This window comes from Streptomyces sp. NPDC031340 (assembly GCF_055569945.1).
On the sequence record NZ_JBVIIE010000028.1, the window covers coordinates 1 to 18,952 of the forward strand.

The following is an 18,952-nucleotide window of genomic DNA, read 5'->3' on the forward strand; positions in this document are numbered from 1 at the left end:
GGGGGGGGCCCCCTCCCCTTCTCTCCCACCCCCAGCCCCGCTCCCCCCCCCCCCCCCCTCCCCCCCCCCCTCCCCCCCCCCCCCCCCCCCCCCCCCCCGCACCACCCCGCCCGGCCGAGGGCGGCCGCGTCGCACCGCGCGAACCCCGCAGGTCTCTATAACCGGCTGACCTCCGCAAGCCATGCCAAACCTCCCCCTCCCGGACATCCACCACCGGCCGTCCACGCGCGGCCATCGAGCGGCTCACCGGGGGTACGCGGACTGCATGAGCGATGTCGTGCACTCGGACGAACTGCTGAGGCGGCTGCAGCGGGCGCGGGCCTGCGCGCGGGAGGAGCACCGGACGTGGCGGACCCGGAGCGACGATCTGACGACGAGCGACCCGCAGGCGGCGCGCGACGCCGCCGTCCGCACCCTGGCCTACGAGACCGTGCTCCGGGTGCTGGACGAGATCCTGACGCCAGGCAGGCACACCGAGCCGCACTGACCTCCGAGCCGCACCGACCCTTCGGACCGGCCCGAAGGGTCGTCGAAAGTGAAACAGGTCACGTGACCGGCTTTCGAGTACGCATTTTACCGACGGATGGTTTACCGTTCATCCATACGTGGTGACGGAGTCGAACGTACCGTCCTCCGGCGCCACCGCTTACGGCCCTGGCTGGTTTCCCCCGTCCAGCCAGGGCTTTTTCCTGCGTCGGCACCAGGCCGGCGATTTCCGGCGGCAAACTCCGTCCTCCGAGGTGCTCCGGGCCCGCGCAGCGGCTGAAATGGGCTTAGGGAAACACCGGAAACCCACGCCGGCGAGGAGCCCCGCCTCATGACCAAAGCGATCAAGCTGCTGACCTTCCTGCCCCCGCCCCAGCGCCGGCGCCTGATGACCCTCGCGCACGAGGTGTCCTTCCCCGAGGACGCCCGGATCTTCGAGGCCGGGGGCAGGGCCGACCGCTTCTGGGTCATCCGCTCGGGCGCGGTCACCCTGGACCAGCAGGTCAACGCGCTGCAGCGGGTGACCGTGGCGAGCCTCGGCACGGGCGATCTGCTCGGCTGGTCCTGGCTGTTCCCGCCGCACGAATGGGACTTCGGCGCTCAGGCCTTCAGCCCGGTGCGCGCCTACGAGTTCGACGCGGACGCGGTGCTGCGGCTGTGCGAGGAGGATCCGGAGCTCGGGATGCTGCTGGTGCGCGGCGTCGCCGAGATCCTCGCGCACCGGCTGGAGATGACCCGCGTCAAGCTCATGGAGTGCGCGACCCACCGCCGCAGCCCCCTATAGGGGCGCCGCGCCCCGGTGGGCCCCGGTGGGCCCTCAGATCCGGTAGCGGCGCAGCGCCGGCACCGCGGCGGCCAGGCCCAGCATCACGACGACGACCAGCAGGCCGCCGCCCGCGACCGCCGTACGGGTTCCGAGGACCGACCCGGCGGTGCCGTGCAGGACGTCCGCCAGGCGGGGGCCGCCCGCCACGACGACCGTGAAGACGCCCTGCATGCGGCCGCGCATCTCGTCGGTGGCGGCGGACAGCAGGATCGCCCCGCGGAAGACCATCGACACCATGTCGGCCACCCCGGCCGCCGCCAGGAAGACGGCCGCGATCCACAGGTTGCGGCTCAGTCCGAAACCGGCGATCGCCAGGCCCCAGGCGACGACCGCGCCGATCACCATCCAGCCGTGCCGGCGGGCCCGGGAGAACGTCCCGGAGAACAGTCCGCCGAGGACGGCGCCGATGGGGATGGCCGCGAACAGCAGGCCGAGCGCGAGCCCTTCGCCGTAGGAGCCGTAGGTCTGGGCGGCGAGCTGCGGGAACAGGGCGCGGGGCATGCCGAGGACCATCGCGACGATGTCGGCGAGGAAGGACAGCAGCAGCACCTTGTGCAGGGAGATGTAGCGGAACCCCGCCGCGATCTCCCGCACCCCGGCACGACGGGCCGCCGTCCCGGCGAGCGGCGGCAGGGAGGGCAGCCGGTAGACCGCCCACACGGTGACGCACAGCGCGAGGGCGTCGATCAGGTACAGCTCGGGCAGGCCGATGACCGGAATCAGCACGCCGGCCAGGAGCGGGCCGACCACCTGGCCGGTCTGCATGACCGTCGAGCCGAGCGCGTTGGCCGCGGGCAGTTCGTTCTCGGGCACCAGGCGGGCTATGGAGGCGTTGCGGGCCGGGGCGTTCAGGCCCCAGAACGCCTGTTGCAGCGCGAGCAGGATCATCAGCACGGCGACCGAGTCGAGCCCCGAGGCCGCCTGCAGCCAGAACAGCAGTGAGGTGACGGCGATGCCGGTGTTGGTGATCAGCAGGAGCCTGCGGCGGTCCATGCTGTCGGCGACCGCCCCGCCCCACAGCGCGAAGACGATCAGGGGCAGCAGCCCGGCGAGGCTCGCGGCGCCGACCCAGGCCGAGGAGTGCGTGATGTCGTAGATCTGCTTGGGCACGGCGACCGCGGTGAGCTGGCTGCCGACGGCGGTGACGATCGTCGACGACCACAGCCGCCGGTAGGCCGGGATGCGCAGCGGGCGGGTGTCCATGGCCCAGCGGCGCCAGCCGCGCCGGGGCGGAGCGGCGACGGCGTCGGGGGTCGGCGTCTGCGGTTCGGTGCTGCTCTCGCTGGTGTCCACGGGCTTCCTGGTTGCCGGTTACATCTTTCTGGTCCGGGGTTCACTATCGCAGCCCTGTCCAGGGGCCCGGGACGGGGCGGCCGGGAATGCGGTGCCCGGGGCCCGGAACCGGCGGTCGACGAGGCCGGGACTCGGGGCCGGAACCGGCGGTCGGCCAGGCCCGGACACAAGTCCGGAACCGGCGGTCGGTAAGCCGAGGCTCGGACCCCGGACCGGCGGTCGGGGAGGCCAGGGCTCAGACCCGGGGCCCGCGGCCGAGGGGCCGGGACTCAGGTCCGGGAGCGACGGCCGAGGCGGCCGAGGCTCAGGTGCGGGACCGGCGGTCGAGGATGCCGAGGCTCAGACACGGGCCCCGTGGAGGAGGGGGCCGGGGTCAGACCCGGAACCCGTGGACGAGGAGGCCCAGGCTCAGACCGGAACCCGTGGACGAGGAGGCCCAGGCCCAGACCGGAACCCGTGGACGAGGAGGCCCAGGCTCAGACCGGAACCCGTGGACGAGGAGGCCCAGGCTCAGACCGGAACCCGTGGACGAGGAGGCCCAGGCTCAGACCGGGACCCGTGGACGAGGGAGCCGGGGGTCAGGCTCCGGCGGCGAGGGTGGCGCCGAGGACGATCATCGTCGTGGCGACCAGGCCGTCCAGTACCCTCCAGGCGCCGGGCCGGGCGAGAAAGCGGCCGAGCAGCCGGGCGCCGAAGCCCAGCGCGGCGAACCAGCACAGGCTCGCCAGCGCGGCGCCGAGCCCGAACGTCCAGCGCAGCGGGCCGCGGTCGGCGGCGATCGAGCCGAGCAGGAACACCGTGTCCAGGTAGACGTGCGGGTTGAGCCAGGTCATCGCCAGACAGGTGAGCACCGCCCGCCTGCGGGACCCGGCCGCCTCGCCCTCCGTGCTCAGGGCGCCGCCCGGCCGGAACACGCGGCGGGCAGCGAGCACGCCGTAGGCCAGCAGGAAGGCGCCGCCGATCCAGCCCACCGCCCTCAGCGCCCCCGGCCAGGCCACCACGACGGCGCCGACCCCGCCGACGCCGAGCGCGATGAGGACGGCGTCGGACAGGGCGCAGATGCCGACGACGGCGAGGACCGCGTCGCGGCGGACGCCCTGACGCAGCACGAAGGCGTTCTGGGCGCCGATGGCGACGATGAGCGACAGACCGGTGCCGAAGCCGGCGGCCGCGGCGGTGAGAGCTGGGGACACGGCCTCCACGCTAGGCATCCGCCCGCCACGAGTACAGCTAAGGATTCTTACGTACCATTAGTGTTCGTGATGACGGACCTTCCGCTCGACCTGGTGCGGACGCTGCTCGCGGTCGTGGACGAGGGCACGTTCGACGCGGCGGCGGCCGCCCTGCACGTGACGCCGTCCGCGGTCAGCCAGCGCGTCAAGGCGCTGGAGCAGCGCACCGGCCGGGTCCTGCTGCTGCGCACCAAGCCGGTGCGGCCCACCGAGTCCGGCGAGATCGTCGTCCGATTCGCCCGCCAGCTCGCCCGCCTGGAACACGACACGCGGGCCGAGCTGGGCATGAGCGGCGCCGGGGAGCCGACCCGGGTGGCGATCGCGGTGAACGCCGACTCGCTGGCCACCTGGTTCCTGCCGGCGCTGACCCGGGTGCCGCCCGAACCGCCGCTGCGCTTCGAACTGCGCCGCGAGGACGAGACGCGCACCGCGGAGCTGCTGCGGGAGGGCCTGGTGATGGCGGCGGTGACCTCGTCGCCGGACCCGGTGCCGGGCTGCTCGATGCGCGCCCTGGGCACGATGCGCTACACGGCGGCGGCCACCCCGGACTTCGCGGCACGCCATCTGGACGGGCCCCTGCGGCAGACCCTCCCGAACGCCCCAGTGGTCACCTTCGACCGCGCCGACGACCTCCAGGACATGTTCGTCCGGCGGCTGCGGCGCGGCGCGCGGGGCGCGAGCACCGTACGGCACGCCGTGCCCACCTCGGAGGGCTTCCTCGGCGCGGTCGCCGCCGGGCTCGGCTGGGGCATGGTGCCCGAGCTGCACGCCGGGGAGCTGCTGCGCACCGGCCGGCTGGTCCCGCTCGCTCCGCGGCGCCCCCTGGACGTGCCGCTGTACTGGCAGCAATGGAAGCTCGAATCCCCGGCCCTGGCCGCGGTGGCGGACGCGGTGACCGAGGCCGCGGCGGACGCGCTCCGCCCGGGACCGCGACGCCGGGACGGCCCGGACAACGGGGCCTGAACCGCCCGACCGCCGCGCCACGCACCCGGCCTGCCCGTCGTACCGACCGTCCTGCCCGGTCTGGCCGTCGTCCTACCCGTCGTCCTGCCCGGTCTGCCCGGCCTCCAAGGCCGTCAGGCGTGCCGCCGCGCTGTCCAGGAGCATGTCCAGGGCCGTCGGGTAGGCGCTGGTGACCATGCGGGTCGCCAGGAGGGGGGCCGCCTCCGCGATGCGGGGGTGGGTGGCGCGGGGCAGGCGGGCGTAGGTGGACCGCCACATGTCCTCGTCGGCGTGCAGCGCGGCGCTGGGCAGCGCCAGGGAGGCGGCGTCCAGCGCGGCGAAGCCGAGGGTCTGGTCGATGAAGGCGTGGTAGATCCGCACCGTGTCCGGCAGCGGGAACCCGGCGGTCCGCAGGACGTCCAGGACGGCCTCGTCGGCGGCCAGCTCGTTGGCCCGGCCGGTGACCCGGCTCGCCGTCAGCTGGGCCGCCTGCGGATGGGCGACGTACGCGGCGTGGATGCGCAGCCCGATCGCGCGCAGGTCCGCCCGCCACTCCCCCGTCGGCCGCCAGCCGTCCAGCGCCTGCCCGATGAGCGCGTCGCCGATGGCGAGGGTCAGGTCGTCCATGCCGCGGAAGTAGCGGTAGAGGGTGCTCGGGTCGGCGTCCAGGGCCAGGCCGAGACGGCGGGCGGTCAGGCCCGCGCTGCCGTGCTCGCGCAGCATGCGCAGCGCCGTCTCCACGATCAGCCGCTCGGACAGCACGGTCCCGCTCTTGGTGGGCCGGCGCCGGCGGCGCTTGTTCTCCGGCACCACGGGCTTGGGCATCCGGGGCCCTCCTCACCTGTCCGCTTCCCGGTCCGCGGCTTATGCCAACGCCATTGACCTTACGGGAGCGGGCGGCGTTGTATCGGCGCCGGGGCCCCACCGTCCGTAGACCTTCTGCCGAGGGAGTAGTCCTCATGCGTGTCCTGCTCGTGGGAGCCGGCGGTGTCGGCACCGCCGTCACCCGGATCGCGGCCCGCCGCCCGTTCTTCGAGGCGATGGTGGTCGCCGACTACGACCTGGCCCGGGCCGAGGCGGCGGTGGCGGCCGTCGGCGACGACCGGTTCAGCGCCGAGCGCGTCGACGCCGGCGACGAGGCGGCGGTGACCGGACTGCTGCGCCGGCACGACTGCGACGTGCTCCTCAACGCCACCGACCCGCGGTTCGTGATGCCTCTGTTCCGCGCGGCCTTCGCCGCCGGCGCCGGCTATCTCGACATGGCGATGTCGCTGTCGCGCCCGCATCCCGAACGCCCCTACGAGGAGTGCGGCCTCAAACTCGGCGACGACCAGTTCACCCTGGCCGGGGAGTGGGAGAAGGCGGGCGCGCTGGCCGTCGTCGGCATGGGCGTGGAGCCGGGCCTGTCGGACGTCTTCGCGCGCTACGCCGCCGACGAACTCTTCGACGACATCGAGGAGATCGGCATCCGCGACGGCGCGAACCTCACCGTCGACGGCTACGACTTCGCCCCGTCGTTCAGCATCTGGACGACCATCGAGGAGTGCCTGAACCCGCCGGTGGTCTACGAGGCCGGCCGCGGCTGGTTCACCACCGAGCCGTTCAGCGAGCCGGAGGTGTTCGACTTCCCCGAGGGGATCGGCCCCGTCGAGTGCGTGAACGTGGAGCACGAGGAGGTGCTGCTCGTCCCGCGCTGGGTCGACGCGCGCCGCGTCACCTTCAAGTACGGTCTGGGGCGGGAGTTCATCGAGACGCTGCGGACGCTGCACCTGCTGGGCCTGGACCGCACCGACCCGGTGACCGTGCCGGGCGCCGCGGGCCCGGTGGCCGTCTCGCCCCGGGACGTGGTCGCCGCCTGCCTGCCCGACCCGGCGACGCTGGGCGAGCGGATGCACGGCAAGACGTGCGCCGGCACCTGGGTGCGCGGCACGAAGGACGGGGCCGCGCGCGAGGTCTACCTGTACCACGTCGTCGACAACCAGTGGTCCATGACGGAGTACGGCAGCCAGGCCGTGGTGTGGCAGACCGCCGTCAACCCGGTCGTCGCGCTCGAACTCATCGCCACCGGCGCCTGGTCGGGCTCCGGCGTGCTCGGCCCCGAGGCGTTCCCGGCCGGCCCGTTCCTGGATCTGCTGACCGCTTACGGATCCCCGTGGGGCATGCGGGAGCAGTGAAGTCGCCCACATCGGAAGTCGGTTGTTTCGTCCACGCGTCGACAGGTGACCCGAAAGCGAGTAAGCCATCCGCGAGGGCGCGTACGACTTCGATCGCAGGTGACTTGGATGAACGACTGGCGAGACCATGCCGCATGCCGCGACCAGGACCCCGAGCTCTTCTTCCCGATCGGCTCCTCGGGCCCGGCGCTGTTGCAGACGCAGCGGGCGAAGGCGGTGTGCACACGCTGCCCGGTCCAGGAGCAGTGCCTGGAGTGGGCGTTGGAGAACGGAGACATCCTGGGTGTGTGGGGCGGCACCGACGAGACGGAACGGCGCGCGCTGCGGCGCCGACGCGCCGTCGCCCGCAGGCGCGGCGCGTGAGACGTGACAGCGGACAACAGGCCCTGCTCCGGCGTCCGTAGGCCGGAGAACCGCTGACGCCCGTGCCGGTGCCGGTCACGCCGGCCACGACGTCGTCGCCCTCGCGACGCGTGGCCGCCGTGACCGTGCCGGGTACGGGCGGTCGCTGTGCACGCGGCGTGTGCCGTGCCGGCGGGGTCGGACGTTCCGCGGATGTCCCGCTGGGATCCCGTGGAGGTCCCGCGGAACGTCCGGCCGGTTACGCCGTGGCCGGCTTCCCCGGGGCGTACAGCCAGGTCTTCAGCAGGCTGTCGACGTCCTGGCCCGACACGCTGTCGGCCAGCCGCACGAACTGAGCGGTGGTGCCGTGCCCGTAGCGGTGCACGGTCGCCCAGGCGCGCAGGATCCGGAAGAACGCCGGGTCCCCCACGGCGACGCGCAGTTCGTGCAGGGCCATCGCGCCGCGCTCGTAGACCGGAGCGCCGAAGATGTTCGCGCCGCTGCCCGGGTCGCCGGGCGGGAACGCCCACAGTTCGTCGTCCGCCGGGCGGGCGTAGAGGGCGTCGAAGATCTGCTGGGCGGTCTTGCCGCCGTGCTGTTCGCTGTAGAGCCACTCGGCGTAGGTGGCGAACCCCTCGTTGAGCCAGATGTCCTTCCACGTGGTCAGGGAGACGGAGTCGCCGAACCACTGGTGGGCGTTCTCGTGGACCAGGGTGCCCAGGTCGGGCGCGCGGTCGTACAGGGGCCGGGACTGGGTCTCCAGCGCGTACCCGACGTCCGGGGCGTGGTCGACGATCGACCCGGCGGCGCGGAACGGGTAGGGCCCGAACAGCTTGCTCTCCCACTCCAGCACGGACGGCAGCTGCTTCAGCACGGGTGCCGAGGCGGCGGCCTCGCGCGGGTCGACGGCGTTGTAGACGCGGAGGCCGTCGCGGGTGGTGTACTGCTCGACCTGGAACTTCCCGACGGTGGCGGTGGCGAGGTAGGCGGCCATGGGTTCGCTCTGGCGCCAGTGGAAGGTGGTCTGCCCGTGCGCGGTGCGCTGCCCGACGAGGACGCCGTTGGAGACGGCGGTGCGGCCCTCGGGGACGGTGATCGTGATGTCGTACGCCGACTTGTCCTTGGGGTGGTTGTTCGCCGGGAACCAGGTCATGGCGCCCTGCGGCTCCCCGGCGACGAACGCGCCGTCGTCGGTGGGGATCCAGCCGTCCGGCGAGCCGTCGGGGTCGGTGACCGGCCCGGGGGTGCCCTGGTAGGTGACGGTGACCCGGAACTGCCGGCCCTTGCGCAGCGGACGGTACGGCGTGACGACGAGTTCCTGGCCGCTGCGGCGGAAGTCCGCCCTGCTGCGGTCGACGGTGACGCCGGTGACCGTCAGGCCCTTGAGGTCGAGGTCGAAGCGGGTCAGGTCCTGGGTGGCGCGGGCGGTGATCACGGCGGTGCCGTCGAGGTGCCCGGTGTCGGGGTCGTGGCGGAGGGTCAGGTCGTAGTGTCCGACGTGGTAGCCGCCGTTGCCGGCGAGCGGGAAGTACGGGTCACCGACGCCGGGCGCGCCGACGGTGCCCGCCGCCGGGGGCTGGGCGGCGGCGAGCAGGGCCGCGACCACGACGGGCACGGCAGCGGTGACGGCCTTTCGGGTCCGTCTGCGGGACGTCCTCACATGCGCTCCTGGGGGGTGGCGATGATCAGTTCGAGCCCAGGTTAGAGGTACGCCCCGCCGTGACTCCTGCTTCTCCCCGCGTCATTCGGGTTCTTCGGGCCGTCCGGGGTGTTCCCGGATCCAAAGCAGCCGGAGATCTCTTGCACCGGCCGGCCGGTCAGGCCGTCTGCTTCGCCGCCGCCCGGCCGGCCGCCCGGCCGGAGAAGAGGCAGCCGCCGAGGAAGGTGCCCTCCAGGGCGTTGTAGCCGTGGACGCCGCCGCCGCCGAAGCCGGCCACCTCACCGGCCGCGTACAGGCCCTCGATGGGCTGTCCGTCGGGGCCCAGGGCGCGGGAGTCGAGGTCGGTCTGGATGCCGCCGAGGGTCTTGCGGGTCAGCACGTGGAGCTTGACGCCGATGAGCGGTCCGGCGGCCGGGTCGAGGATGCGGTGCGGGGTGGCGACGCGGCCGAGGCGGTCGCCGATGTAGCGGCGGGCGTTGCGGATGCCCTGCACCTGGGCGTCCTTGCTGTACGGGTTGGCCATCTGCAGGTCGCGGGCCTCGATCTGGCGGCGCAGTACGGCGGCGTCGAGGAGCGGCTTGTCGGTCAGCTCGTTCATCTTCGCCACGAGTTGTTCCAGGGTCGGCGCGGTCACGAAGTCGGCGCCCTTGCGCAGGAACGCGTCCACCGGGCCCGGCGCGCCCTTGCCGAGCAGGCGGTCGCGCAGGACCGCGCCCTTGTCCTTGGCGGTGATGTCGGGATTCTGCTCGGAGCCCGACAGCGCGAACTCCTTCTCCACGATCTTCTGGGTGAGGACGAACCAGGAGTGGTCGTAGCCCGCGATGTCCTCGGTGGTGCGCAGGTGTTCGAGGGTGCTCAGGGTGTCGTAGCCGGGCAGGCAGGGCTCGGGCAGGCGGCGGCCGAGGGCGTCGAACCACATCGAGGACGGCCCCGGCAGAATGCGGATGCCGTGCCCCGGCCAGATCGGGTCCCAGTTCCGCAGGCCCTCGGTGTAGTGCCACATGCGGTCGCGGTTGACCAGCCGTACGCCCGCCGCGGCGCTGATGTCGAGCATGCGGCCGTCGACGTACGCGGGCACGCCGGTGACCATCTCGGCGGGCGGGGTGCCGAGGCGCTCGGGCCAGTAGCGGCGGACGATGTCGTGGTTGGCGCCGATGCCGCCGGTGGTGACGACGACGGCCTGGGCGGTGAGTTCGAACTCGCCGGCCGCGTCCCGGTTGGAGGCCACGCCGCGGGGCGAGCGGTCCTCGGCGAGGACCGTGCCGCGCACCCCGCGGACGGCGCCCTCCTCGATGACCAGTTCGTCGACCCGGTGGCGGTGGTGGAAGGTCAGCAGCCCCTCGCGCGCGGCCCGCTCGGCGTACCCGGCGAACGGCTCCACAACGCCGGTGCCGGTGCCCCAGGCGATGTGGAAGCGGGGCACGGAGTTGCCGTGTCCGTCGGCGCGCAGGTCTCCGCGCTCGGCCCAGCCGACCGTGGGCAGCAGCTTGATGCCGTGGCCGTCCAGCCAGGACCGCTTCTCCCCCGCCGCGAACTCCACGTAGGCACGCGCCCAGCGCACCGCCCAGGAGTCCTCGTCGTCGACCCGGTCGAACCGGGCGCTGCCCTGCCAGTCGCTCCAGGCGAGGTCGAAGGAGTCCTTGATGCCGAGGCGGCGCTGCTCGGGGGAGTCGACGAGGAACAGCCCGCCGAAGGACCAGAACGCCTGTCCCCCGAGGTTGGCGGCGTTCTCCTGGTCGACCAGGGCGACCCGGCGGCCCCGGCTGGTGAGTTCGTGCGCGGCGACCAGCCCCGCCAGGCCCGCTCCGACGACGATGACGTCCGCATCCATGGCGACCGTTGCCTTTCTCGAGGGTGTCACTCGGGGGTCTGACCCGGGAGTGTCATTCGGGGGTGCCGCTGCCGTCCGTCAGCAGGGCGGTGAGCAGTTGCTTGAGCCAGCGGCGGGCGCCGTCGACGTCCTCGTCCAGCAGGAGCTGGACGGTGACTCCGTCGTACGCGGCGACCACGGCACGGGCCGCGCCGTCGGCGTCGCCGAGCACGCCGGGCGGCCGGGCGAGGCCGCGGGTGCGGGCGAGCCGGTCGGCGATCGCCTCCCGCAGCCGCGCGCGGTGCGCGAGCAGGGTCCCGGCGACGGCCGGATCGCGGGCGGCGTGCACCAGGAAGTCGGTCTTGACCAGGAGCCAGTCCCGGTCGAGGAGCAGCACCTCGGTGACGCGGTCGACGGCGGCGGGCACCTCGAAGTCGGGGCCGTCGAGGGCCAGCGCCCCGGACACCTGCTCGGCGATCAGGTCGGCGCGCTGCCGGTACAGGGCGAAGAACAGCTCGTCCAGGCTGGCGAAGTTGGAGTAGAAAGCGCCCCGGCTGTAGCCGGCGGCCTCGCAGACCTCCTCGATGGAGACGCGCCCGAAGCCCTTGGCGGCGAACACCGTGAAGGCGGCGTCGAGCAGGTTGGCGCGGGTCCGGACCCGGCGCCGGGTCACCCGCCGCGGCGCCTGCTCCGCCGTCGCCTTCTCCACCGCTGTCGCCTCCGTCGCCATGACCGCCCCTCACTCGATACGAGAATGTATCCGATACACCGATGTATCGAAAGAGCGATGCGGCCACGGAGCGACCCCGGAAATCCACACGAACAGACTTTCGAGTCAGGGGTACGCTGGACGTATGACCAGGCATCTCCAGGGCTCCCTGTTCGACCAGGCCGACCGACTGCGGCTCGGTCCCCTCGACGGGATCCGCCGTACGCCGCTCGGTCACGGCGCCTGGATCGACCTGCTGCCCGGCTGGCTCGAGGGCGCGGACACCCTGTTCGAGCAACTGGCCGCCGAGGTGCCGTGGCGGGCGGAGCGCCGCGCCATGTACGACCACGTCGTCGACGTGCCCCGGCTGCTCGCGTTCTACGGCCCGGATGACGCGCTCCCCCACCCGGTGCTCACCGAGGCCCGGGACGCGCTGTCCGCGCACTACGCCGCGGAACTCGGCGAGCCGTTCGCCACCGCCGGGCTGTGCCACTACCGCGACGGCCGGGACAGCGTGGCCTGGCACGGCGACCGGATCGGACGGGGCGCGCGCGAGGACACGATGGTCGCCATCCTCTCCGTGGGCGCCCCCCGGGACCTGCTGCTGCGCCCGGTGGGCGGCGGCGGGACGGTACGGCGTCCGCTGGGCCACGGCGACCTGATCGTGATGGGCGGCTCCTGCCAGCGGACCTGGGAGCACTGCGTACCGAAGTCCGCACGCGCCGCGGGACCGCGCATCAGCGTGCAGTTCCGCCCACATGGCGTGCGCTGAGCCGGAAGGCCGCCGGCCCGGACCCGCCGACCGGCCCGGACCCGGTGGTCGACGCGGACCGCCGACCGGCCCGGACCCGGTGGTCGCGCGCCCTCCGGGGTCTGCTTTGCTGACGCCATGCGGGCAGACGTACGGCAAGTGGCCGACGGCATCCACCTGGTGCACGGCAGCGACACCAACTGGGTGATCCTCACCGAGGGCGACGAGGTCACCCTCGTCGACACCGGCTATCCCGGGGACCGGCAGCTGCTCCTCGACTCCCTGGCGGCGGTGGGCAGTTCACCGGATGCGGTGACGGCGGTGCTGATCACCCACGCGCACAACGACCACCTGGGCTCCGCCGAGTACCTGCGCGCCGCCCACGGCACGCCCGTCCTCCTCCACCCGGCCGAAGTGCCGCACGCCCGCCGGGAGTTCCTGCACCAGGTGACCGTCGGACAGGTCGTCGCGAACAGCTGGCGGCCGGGCGTCCTGCCCTGGGCGCTGCGCGCCCTGCGCTCCGGCGGCACCGCCCACGTCCCCGTGTCCGCGCCCGAGCCGTTCCCGGTCGCCGCCGGGACCGCCTGGGACCTGCCCGGCCGGCCGGTGCCCGTGCACACCCCCGGTCACACCGACGGGCACGTCGCCTTCCACCTCCCCGACGCGGGCGTGGTGATCGCCGGCGACGCGCTGGTGACCGCCCACCCCACCTCCCGGATCCGGGGCCCGCAACTGCTGCCCGGCATGTTCCACCACGACCGCGACCGCGCGGTGGCCTCGCTGGACGTCCTCGCGGAACTGACCGGCGACCTGCTGCTGCCCGGCCACGGGCCCGCGCACCGCGGTCCGGTGCGTGAAACGGCACTTCAGGCGAAGGAGCGCGCCCTCTAAGGTGAGGTGACGATCAACCGCGAAGCAGGACGAGGTCACCCCGCCCATGGCACTGCAGATCAGCGCGACCAACCCGGAGCACCCCGCGCTCCTGCTGGAACTCCCCTGGCACCTGCCGCTGGAGGAGTGGCCGGAGGAGTACCTGGTTCCGCTGCCGCGCGGCATCTCCCGTCACGTCGTGCGCTACGCCCGCGCCGGCGACGAGGTGATCGCCGTCAAGGAGCTCGCCGAACGGCCGGCGCTGCGCGAGTACGAGCTGCTGCGCGACCTCGACAAGCTCGGCATCCCGGCGGTGGACGCGCTCGGCGTGGTCACCGGCCGCCAGGACGGCGACGACGCCCCGCTGGAGCCGGTGCTGATCACCCGGCACCTGAGCGGATCGCAGTCGTACCGGTCGATGTTCGAGACGACGATGCGCCCGGCCACCATGCACCGTCTCATGGACGCGCTGGCCGTCCTGCTGGTGCGCCTGCATCTCGCCGGGTTCGCGTGGGGCGACTGCTCGCTGTCGAACACCCTCTTCCGGCGCGACGCGGGCGCCTACGCCGCCTACCTCGTCGACGCGGAGACCGGCGAACTGCACCCGCGGCTGAGCCCCGGCCAGCGGGACTACGACCTGGACCTCGCCCGCGTGAACATCAGCGGCGAACTGCTCGACCTGGAGGCGTCCGGGGCGCTGCACCCGTCCGTGGACCCGATCGAGTTCGGCATGGAGATCTGCGCCCGCTACCGCGGCCTGTGGCAGGAGCTGACCCGCACCTCGGTGTACCCGGCGGGCAAGTACCACTACATAGAACGCCGGATACGCCGCCTGAACGACCTCGGTTTCGACGTGGCCGAGATGCAGATCGAGAGCGCCTCCAACGGCGACACGGTCACCTTCGTGCCCAAGGTCGTCGACGCCGGCCACCACCAGCGCCAGTTGCTGCGCCTGACCGGCCTGGACGCCGAGGAGAACCAGGCGCGGCGGCTGCTGACCGACCTGGAGAGCTGGATGGCCACCCAGGACGACTACGCCCCGGGTGACCCCCTCGCAGCCCGCCCTGAGGTGCTCGCGCACCGCTGGGTGCGGGACGTGTTCCGGCCCACGGTCCGGGCCGTGCCCCTCGAACTGCGCGGGGCGATGGACCCGGCCGAGATCTACCACGAGCTGCTCGAACACCGCTGGTACCTGTCCGAGCGTGCCCAGCACGACATCGGGCTGGACACGGCCGTCGAGGACTACATCAAGAACATCCTGCCCAAGGCCCGGGAGACGCTGCAGCCCACCGCGGCCGAGTGACTCACCCGTGCGGGACCACGGCCACCGGGCAGCCGGCGTGGTGCAGCACCCCGTGCGCCACCGAGCCGATCCGGGCGCCGACCGCCGTGCGGTGCGCGCGCCGGCCGACGACCATCAGCTGGGCCCGCGCGGCCACCGACAGCAGCACCTGGCCGGCGCTGCCCATCTCGACGTGCTCGACCACGGGGACGCCGGGGAAGCGCTCCCGCCACGGCTCGAGCGCCGCGGCGAGCGCCTTCTTCTCGTACGGCTCCAGTCCCCCGGCCTCGTCGAGGAGCTCCAGCGAGCCGGGGCTGTAGGCGAACACCGGAGGCAGCGTCCAGGCCCGTACCGCGCGGACGGTGGCGCCGCGGGCGGCCGCCGTCTCGAACGCGAAGCGCAGCGTCTCGGCGCTGTCCTCCGGATCGCCCTGCTGGCCGACGACGACCTCGCGGCCCGCCGCCTCCCCCGTCGGCTGGTCGCCGGCGCGCACCAGCACCACCGGCCGCTTCGCCGCGGCGATCACCTGCTGGCCCACGGAGCCCAGCAGGAAGCCGACGACCGGGCCGTGCCCGCGCGAGCCCAGCACCAGCATCTCGGCGTCCGCCGCGGCGGCGACCAGGGTGTCGACCGCCGGGCCCTCGACGACGTCGGTGCTCACCTCGAGTTCCGGATGGCGTGCGGTGACCGCCCGCACGGCCTCGTCGACCGCGTCGCGCACCCACCCGGCCTGGGTCTCCGCGTCGGCCGCGTCGAGCCCCTCGTACGGCTGGAACCGCCAGGCGTGCACCACCCGCAGCGCCCGCCCGCGCCGGATCGCCTCCCTGGCCGCCCAGCCCAGCGCGGCGACGCTCTCCTCGGTTCCGTCGACCCCTGCGGTGATCGGGCCCGTCATGCGGCTGCCTCCTGTGTCGTTCCCACTTCCGTAGGGGCCAGTCTTCACCACGCCACCAGCGGGACCTCGAAGCGGGAGGGGCACAGCGGGCCGATCGAACATACGATGAGCTGGAGCCGGCGCGGCGACCGTCTCTGCGACGGACCGCGCCGTGCCGTGAATCCGGCCTCGGGGTGGGAGACCTATGGCACAGGCGTCCGACGCGGCGCGGACCGTCATCATGACCGTGGACGACGATCCGGGAGTCTCCCGCGCCGTCGCCCGGGACCTCCGGCGGCGCTACGGCGAGTCGTACCGGATCGTGCGCGCGGAGTCCGGCGAGTCCGCGCTCGAGGCGCTGCGCGAGCTGAAGCTGCGCGGCGACCTGGTGGCGGTGATCCTGGCCGACTACCGCATGCCGCAGATGAACGGCATCGAGTTCCTGGAGCAGGCCCTCGACGTGTACCCGGGCGCGCGGCGCGTGCTGCTGACCGCGTACGCGGACACCAACGCGGCGATCGACGCGATCAACGTCGTCGACCTGGACCACTACCTCCTCAAGCCGTGGGATCCGCCCGAGGAGAAGCTGTACCCGGTCGTGGACGACCTGCTGCGGGCCTGGCGGTCAAGCGACTTCAGGCCGGTGCCCAGCACGAAGGTGGTCGGGCACCGCTGGTCGGCGCGCTCCTCCGAGGTGCGGGAGTTCCTGGCCCGCAACCAGGTCCCGTACCGCTGGTACTCGGCGGACGAGCCGGAGGGTCAGAGGCTGCTGAAGGCGGCCGGGCAGGACGGGCGGCGACTGCCGCTGGTGATCACCGCGGACGGGACGCCGCTGGTGGAGCCGGAGGCGCCCGAGCTGGCCGAGCGGGTGGGGCTGGCGACGACGCCGGCCGCGGAGTTCTACGACCTCGTGGTCGTCGGCGGCGGACCGGCCGGACTCGGCGCCGCGGTGTACGGCGCCTCCGAGGGCCTGCGGACGGTGCTGGTGGAGCGGTCGGCGACCGGCGGACAGGCCGGGCAGAGCTCCCGGATCGAGAACTACCTCGGCTTCCCCGACGGCGTGTCGGGGGCGCAGCTGACCGATCGGGCCAGGCGGCAGGCGTCGAAGTTCGGCGCGGAGATCCTCACCGCGCGGGAGGTGACGGGGCTGGAGGTCAACGGCTCCGCGCGCACCGTGCGGTTCTCGGACGGCTCGGCGGTGACCGCGCACAGCGTGATCCTGGCCACCGGCGTGTCCTACCGGCAGCTGGACGCGCCGGGCTGCACCGACCTGACCGGCTGCGGGGTGTTCTACGGCTCGGCGCTGACCGAGGCGGCCTCCTGCCAGGAGCACGATGTGTACATCGTCGGCGGCGCCAACTCGGCCGGGCAGGCGGCGATGTACCTGTCGCGGGTCGCCAAGTCGGTGACGCTGCTGGTGCGCGGCCCGGACCTGTCGGCGTCGATGTCGCACTATCTGATCCAGCAGATCGCCGAGGTGCCCAACATCTCGGTGCGCACCCGCACGGTCGTCGAGGCCGCGCACGGCTCCGGTCACCTGGAACAGCTCACCCTGCGGGACGTCGACACCGGGCGGACCGAACTCGTCGACGCGCAGTGGATGTTCGTGTTCATCGGCGCGGCGCCGCGGACCGACTGGCTGGACGGGACGGTGGAGCGGGACGAGCACGGGTTCATCCTCGCCGGGCCGGACCTCACCCCGGACGGGCGGCCGCCGGCCGGCTGGGAGCTGGACCGGCCGCCGTACCACCTGGAGACCAACGTCCCCGGCGTGTTCGTCGCGGGCGACGCGCGCGCGGAGTCCGCCAAGCGCGTGGCGTCCGCCGTCGGAGAGGGAGCCATGGCCGTGATGCTCGTCCACCGCTACCTGGAGCAGTCGTGAGCGGGCAGGTGATGCCGTGCAGCGCGCGGGAGATCGGCTCGCTGTTCCTGTTCGAGAAGCTCACGCCGGAGCAGCTCGGCCGGCTGTGCGCCGAGGGCCGGGTGGAGCGGTTCGAGCCGGGCCCGGTCTACACCGAGGGCGAGCCGGCCACCTGCTTCTACGTCATGCTCGAGGGCACGGTCGTGCTGTACCGGCGGGTGGGCGGCGACGACGTGGAGGTGAGCCGCACCTCGCAGCGGGGGGTGTACGCCGGGGCCATGCAGGCCTACCTCGGCGACCGCGTCCCGCAGGTCTACAACAACTCCATGCGGGTCACCGAGCCGACGCGGTTCTTCGTGCTGCCCGCGGACACCTTCGCGGACATCATGCGGGAGTGGTTCCCGATGGCGGCGCATCTGCTGGAGGGCCTGTTCTTCGGGTCCAAGAGCACGCAGCGGGCCATCGGACAGCGCGAACGGCTGCTGGCGCTGGGCTCGTTGTCCGCCGGGCTCACGCACGAGCTGAACAACCCCGCGGCGGCGGCCGTGCGGGCCACGGCGGCGCTGCGCGAGCGGGTGGCGAAGATGCGGCACAAGCTGCGCGTGATCTCCGCGGGCCCGTACACCCGGGAGGCGCTGGCGAACCTGGTCGAGATCCAGGAGCGCACCGCCGAACGCGTCGCGAAGGCGCCCGCGCTCAGCCCGCTGGAGGCTTCGGACCGGGAGGACGCCGTCGCGGACTGGCTCGACGACCACGGCATCCCGGACGGCTGGCGGCTCGCGCCCGTGTTCGTGCAGGCCGGGCTGGACCCCGACTGGCTGGAGCAGGTCGCCGCGGAGGTGGGCCCGGATGTCCTGCCGGGCGCCATCGGGTGGCTCAACTACACGGTCGAGACCGAGCTGTTGATGGACGAGATCGAGGACTCCACCACCCGCGTCTCCACCCTCGTCGACGCCGCCAAGCAGTACTCCCAGCTCGACCGGGCCCCCTTCCGCCACGCCGACGTGCACGAACTCCTCGACAGCACCCTGCTGATGCTGTCCGGGAAGATCGGCCCGCGGATCGAGGTCGTCAAGGACTACGACCGCACGCTGCCGAAGATCCCCGCCTACCCGGCGGAGCTGAACCAGGTGTGGACCAACCTCATCGACAACGCGGTCTCCGCCATCGGCGGCGCCGGCGGCGAGGGCACGCTGACCGTGCGGACCGCACGCGAACACGACCGGCTGCTGGTGGAGTTCCGCGACACCGGCCCCGGCGTGCCGCAGGAGATCCGCGGCCGCATCTTCGACCCGTTCTTCACCACCAAGCCGGTGGGCGAGGGCACCGGGCTCGGGCTGGACATCTCCTGGCGGATCGTGGTGAACAAGCACCACGGCACCCTCCAGGTCGAGTCCGAACCCGGCGACACCCGCTTCCAGGTCCTGCTGCCGCTCACCGCGGCGGACGACGAACCACCACCCGAGGAGACCGCATGACCGACCTCGACGGAATCGACCCCGCCGTCCCGCCGAGCGGCACCGGGTGCGTGGAGTGCGAGGCGGCCGGCGGCTGGTGGTTCCACCTGCGGCGCTGCGCGCAGTGCGGGCACATCGGCTGCTGCGACGACTCCCCCGCCCGGCACGCCACCGCGCACTACCACGAGACCGGCCATCCGGTGATCCGCAGTTTCGAGCCGGGCGAGAGCTGGTTCTGGGACTTCGCCGGCTCACGGCTGCTGGAGTCGGGGCCCGACCTCGCTCCGCCCGTCAGCCGCCCCGCGGACCAGCCGGCGCCGGGCCCGGCCGGGCGGGTGCCGGCGAACTGGGCCGAGACGCTGCGCTGAGCCCCCAAGGCCCGT

The 18,952-nt window shown here is 73.3% G+C and carries 18 protein-coding genes; 11 read left to right on the top strand and 7 right to left on the bottom strand.

Annotation, left to right across the window (positions count from 1 at the left end; all coding sequences use genetic code 11):
- Window positions 1-265: 265 nt before the first annotated feature.
- Together ACZ5GT_RS22235 and ACZ5GT_RS22240 are read left to right on the top strand one after the other, a co-directional pair.
- The gene (locus ACZ5GT_RS22235; RefSeq protein ID WP_469027856.1) at window positions 266-487 is read left to right on the top strand and encodes a hypothetical protein; all 222 of its coding nucleotides are present in this window, start codon (window positions 266-268) and stop codon (window positions 485-487) included.
- Window positions 488-817: 330 nt separating this feature from the next.
- On the top strand, window positions 818-1,270 hold the full coding sequence (locus tag ACZ5GT_RS22240) for a cyclic nucleotide-binding domain-containing protein (RefSeq protein ID WP_469027861.1): 453 nt from the start codon (window positions 818-820) through the stop codon (window positions 1,268-1,270).
- A 33-nt stretch (window positions 1,271-1,303) separates the two neighbouring features.
- Here the strand turns inward: ACZ5GT_RS22240 and ACZ5GT_RS22245 are convergent, their stop codons facing one another.
- Together ACZ5GT_RS22245 and ACZ5GT_RS22250 are read right to left on the bottom strand one after the other, a co-directional pair.
- Window positions 1,304-2,605 carry an MFS transporter gene (locus ACZ5GT_RS22245; protein ID WP_469027867.1) on the bottom strand — a complete coding sequence of 434 codons (1,302 nt, stop codon included), beginning with the start codon at window positions 2,603-2,605 and terminating at the stop codon, window positions 1,304-1,306.
- 578 nt (window positions 2,606-3,183) lie between these two features.
- Window positions 3,184-3,798 carry a LysE/ArgO family amino acid transporter gene (locus tag ACZ5GT_RS22250; RefSeq protein WP_469027871.1) on the bottom strand — a complete coding sequence of 205 codons (615 nt, stop codon included), beginning with the start codon at window positions 3,796-3,798 and terminating at the stop codon, window positions 3,184-3,186.
- A 69-nt stretch (window positions 3,799-3,867) separates the two neighbouring features.
- On the opposite strand from ACZ5GT_RS22250, the gene ACZ5GT_RS22255 reads away from it, so the two are divergent.
- Complete coding sequence (locus tag ACZ5GT_RS22255; protein WP_469028349.1) at window positions 3,868-4,800, top strand: LysR family transcriptional regulator ArgP; 933 nt, start codon at window positions 3,868-3,870, stop codon at window positions 4,798-4,800.
- Between the two features lie 72 nt (window positions 4,801-4,872).
- Here ACZ5GT_RS22255 and ACZ5GT_RS22260 read toward each other — a convergent pair whose 3' ends face one another.
- A complete protein-coding gene (locus ACZ5GT_RS22260; RefSeq protein ID WP_469027874.1) occupies window positions 4,873-5,604 on the bottom strand; it encodes a TetR/AcrR family transcriptional regulator in 732 nt (243 codons plus the stop codon).
- A gap of 134 nt (window positions 5,605-5,738) precedes the next feature.
- On the opposite strand from ACZ5GT_RS22260, the gene ACZ5GT_RS22265 reads away from it, so the two are divergent.
- Window positions 5,739-6,953, top strand: coding sequence for a saccharopine dehydrogenase family protein (locus ACZ5GT_RS22265; RefSeq protein ID WP_469027877.1), 1,215 nt, complete (start codon window positions 5,739-5,741; stop codon window positions 6,951-6,953).
- A 108-nt stretch (window positions 6,954-7,061) separates the two neighbouring features.
- Window positions 7,062-7,316 carry a WhiB family transcriptional regulator gene (locus ACZ5GT_RS22270; protein WP_469027880.1) on the top strand — a complete coding sequence of 85 codons (255 nt, stop codon included), beginning with the start codon at window positions 7,062-7,064 and terminating at the stop codon, window positions 7,314-7,316.
- A 238-nt stretch (window positions 7,317-7,554) separates the two neighbouring features.
- Here the strand turns inward: ACZ5GT_RS22270 and ACZ5GT_RS22275 are convergent, their stop codons facing one another.
- The 3 genes from ACZ5GT_RS22275 to ACZ5GT_RS22285 all read right to left on the bottom strand — a co-directional run bounded on the left by ACZ5GT_RS22275 (window position 7,555) and on the right by ACZ5GT_RS22285 (window position 11,495).
- Window positions 7,555-8,955 carry a M1 family metallopeptidase gene (locus tag ACZ5GT_RS22275; protein ID WP_469027884.1) on the bottom strand — a complete coding sequence of 467 codons (1,401 nt, stop codon included), beginning with the start codon at window positions 8,953-8,955 and terminating at the stop codon, window positions 7,555-7,557.
- 157 nt (window positions 8,956-9,112) lie between these two features.
- Entirely contained in the window at window positions 9,113-10,786 is a 1,674-nt protein-coding gene (locus tag ACZ5GT_RS22280; RefSeq protein ID WP_469027887.1) for an FAD-binding dehydrogenase, read from the bottom strand.
- Between the two features lie 52 nt (window positions 10,787-10,838).
- Complete coding sequence (locus tag ACZ5GT_RS22285) at window positions 10,839-11,495, bottom strand: TetR/AcrR family transcriptional regulator (protein WP_469027891.1); 657 nt, start codon at window positions 11,493-11,495, stop codon at window positions 10,839-10,841.
- Window positions 11,496-11,619: 124 nt separating this feature from the next.
- On the opposite strand from ACZ5GT_RS22285, the gene ACZ5GT_RS22290 reads away from it, so the two are divergent.
- The 3 genes from ACZ5GT_RS22290 (at window position 11,620) to ACZ5GT_RS22300 (ending at window position 14,398) form a co-directional block, all read left to right on the top strand.
- Window positions 11,620-12,246, top strand: coding sequence for an alpha-ketoglutarate-dependent dioxygenase AlkB (locus ACZ5GT_RS22290; protein ID WP_469027894.1), 627 nt, complete (start codon window positions 11,620-11,622; stop codon window positions 12,244-12,246).
- Between the two features lie 117 nt (window positions 12,247-12,363).
- Window positions 12,364-13,116 (top strand): MBL fold metallo-hydrolase, encoded by a 753-nt coding sequence (locus ACZ5GT_RS22295; RefSeq protein ID WP_469027897.1) that lies wholly within the window; start codon window positions 12,364-12,366, stop codon window positions 13,114-13,116.
- A 46-nt stretch (window positions 13,117-13,162) separates the two neighbouring features.
- The gene (locus ACZ5GT_RS22300; protein ID WP_469027901.1) at window positions 13,163-14,398 is read left to right on the top strand and encodes a DUF4032 domain-containing protein; all 1,236 of its coding nucleotides are present in this window, start codon (window positions 13,163-13,165) and stop codon (window positions 14,396-14,398) included.
- 1 nt (window position 14,399) lies between these two features.
- On the opposite strand, the gene ACZ5GT_RS22305 is transcribed toward ACZ5GT_RS22300, so the two are convergent.
- Window positions 14,400-15,272 (bottom strand): universal stress protein, encoded by an 873-nt coding sequence (locus tag ACZ5GT_RS22305; protein WP_469027906.1) that lies wholly within the window; start codon window positions 15,270-15,272, stop codon window positions 14,400-14,402.
- Between the two features lie 184 nt (window positions 15,273-15,456).
- Between ACZ5GT_RS22305 and ACZ5GT_RS22310 the strand changes: the two genes are divergently transcribed.
- From ACZ5GT_RS22310 to ACZ5GT_RS22320, 3 genes are read left to right on the top strand one after another with little or no spacing between them, the layout of a single operon-like run.
- Entirely contained in the window at window positions 15,457-17,133 is a 1,677-nt protein-coding gene (locus ACZ5GT_RS22310) for an NAD(P)/FAD-dependent oxidoreductase (RefSeq protein WP_469027913.1), read from the top strand.
- Window positions 17,130-18,590: an ATP-binding protein gene (locus ACZ5GT_RS22315; RefSeq protein ID WP_469027921.1), complete on the top strand. Its 1,461-nt coding sequence runs from the start codon at window positions 17,130-17,132 to the stop codon at window positions 18,588-18,590. Before ACZ5GT_RS22310 ends, ACZ5GT_RS22315 begins: the two co-directional genes overlap by 4 nt.
- Window positions 18,587-18,937, top strand: coding sequence for a UBP-type zinc finger domain-containing protein (locus ACZ5GT_RS22320; RefSeq protein ID WP_469027927.1), 351 nt, complete (start codon window positions 18,587-18,589; stop codon window positions 18,935-18,937). The genes ACZ5GT_RS22315 and ACZ5GT_RS22320 overlap by 4 nt, the downstream gene beginning before the upstream one ends.
- The last annotated feature ends 15 nt before the right edge of the window (window positions 18,938-18,952 follow it).

What these genes read in the sequence shown, in the direction of transcription:
- ACZ5GT_RS22300 (WP_469027901.1), top strand. Translation starts at nt 13,163, where the DNA reads ATGGCACTGCAGATCAGCGCGACCAACCCGGAGCACCCCGCGCTCCTG.
- ACZ5GT_RS22235 (WP_469027856.1), top strand. Translation starts at nt 266, where the DNA reads ATGAGCGATGTCGTGCACTCGGACGAACTGCTGAGGCGGCTGCAGCGG.
- ACZ5GT_RS22295 (WP_469027897.1), top strand. Translation starts at nt 12,364, where the DNA reads ATGCGGGCAGACGTACGGCAAGTGGCCGACGGCATCCACCTGGTGCAC.
- ACZ5GT_RS22290 (WP_469027894.1), top strand. Translation starts at nt 11,620, where the DNA reads ATGACCAGGCATCTCCAGGGCTCCCTGTTCGACCAGGCCGACCGACTG.
- ACZ5GT_RS22270 (WP_469027880.1), top strand. Translation starts at nt 7,062, where the DNA reads ATGAACGACTGGCGAGACCATGCCGCATGCCGCGACCAGGACCCCGAG.
- ACZ5GT_RS22285 (WP_469027891.1), bottom strand. Translation starts at nt 11,495, where the DNA reads ATGGCGACGGAGGCGACAGCGGTGGAGAAGGCGACGGCGGAGCAGGCG.
- ACZ5GT_RS22265 (WP_469027877.1), top strand. Translation starts at nt 5,739, where the DNA reads ATGCGTGTCCTGCTCGTGGGAGCCGGCGGTGTCGGCACCGCCGTCACC.
- ACZ5GT_RS22305 (WP_469027906.1), bottom strand. Translation starts at nt 15,272, where the DNA reads ATGACGGGCCCGATCACCGCAGGGGTCGACGGAACCGAGGAGAGCGTC.
- ACZ5GT_RS22260 (WP_469027874.1), bottom strand. Translation starts at nt 5,604, where the DNA reads ATGCCCAAGCCCGTGGTGCCGGAGAACAAGCGCCGCCGGCGCCGGCCC.
- ACZ5GT_RS22310 (WP_469027913.1), top strand. Translation starts at nt 15,457, where the DNA reads ATGGCACAGGCGTCCGACGCGGCGCGGACCGTCATCATGACCGTGGAC.
- ACZ5GT_RS22280 (WP_469027887.1), bottom strand. Translation starts at nt 10,786, where the DNA reads ATGGATGCGGACGTCATCGTCGTCGGAGCGGGCCTGGCGGGGCTGGTC.
- ACZ5GT_RS22240 (WP_469027861.1), top strand. Translation starts at nt 818, where the DNA reads ATGACCAAAGCGATCAAGCTGCTGACCTTCCTGCCCCCGCCCCAGCGC.
- ACZ5GT_RS22320 (WP_469027927.1), top strand. Translation starts at nt 18,587, where the DNA reads ATGACCGACCTCGACGGAATCGACCCCGCCGTCCCGCCGAGCGGCACC.
- ACZ5GT_RS22255 (WP_469028349.1), top strand. Translation starts at nt 3,868, where the DNA reads ATGACGGACCTTCCGCTCGACCTGGTGCGGACGCTGCTCGCGGTCGTG.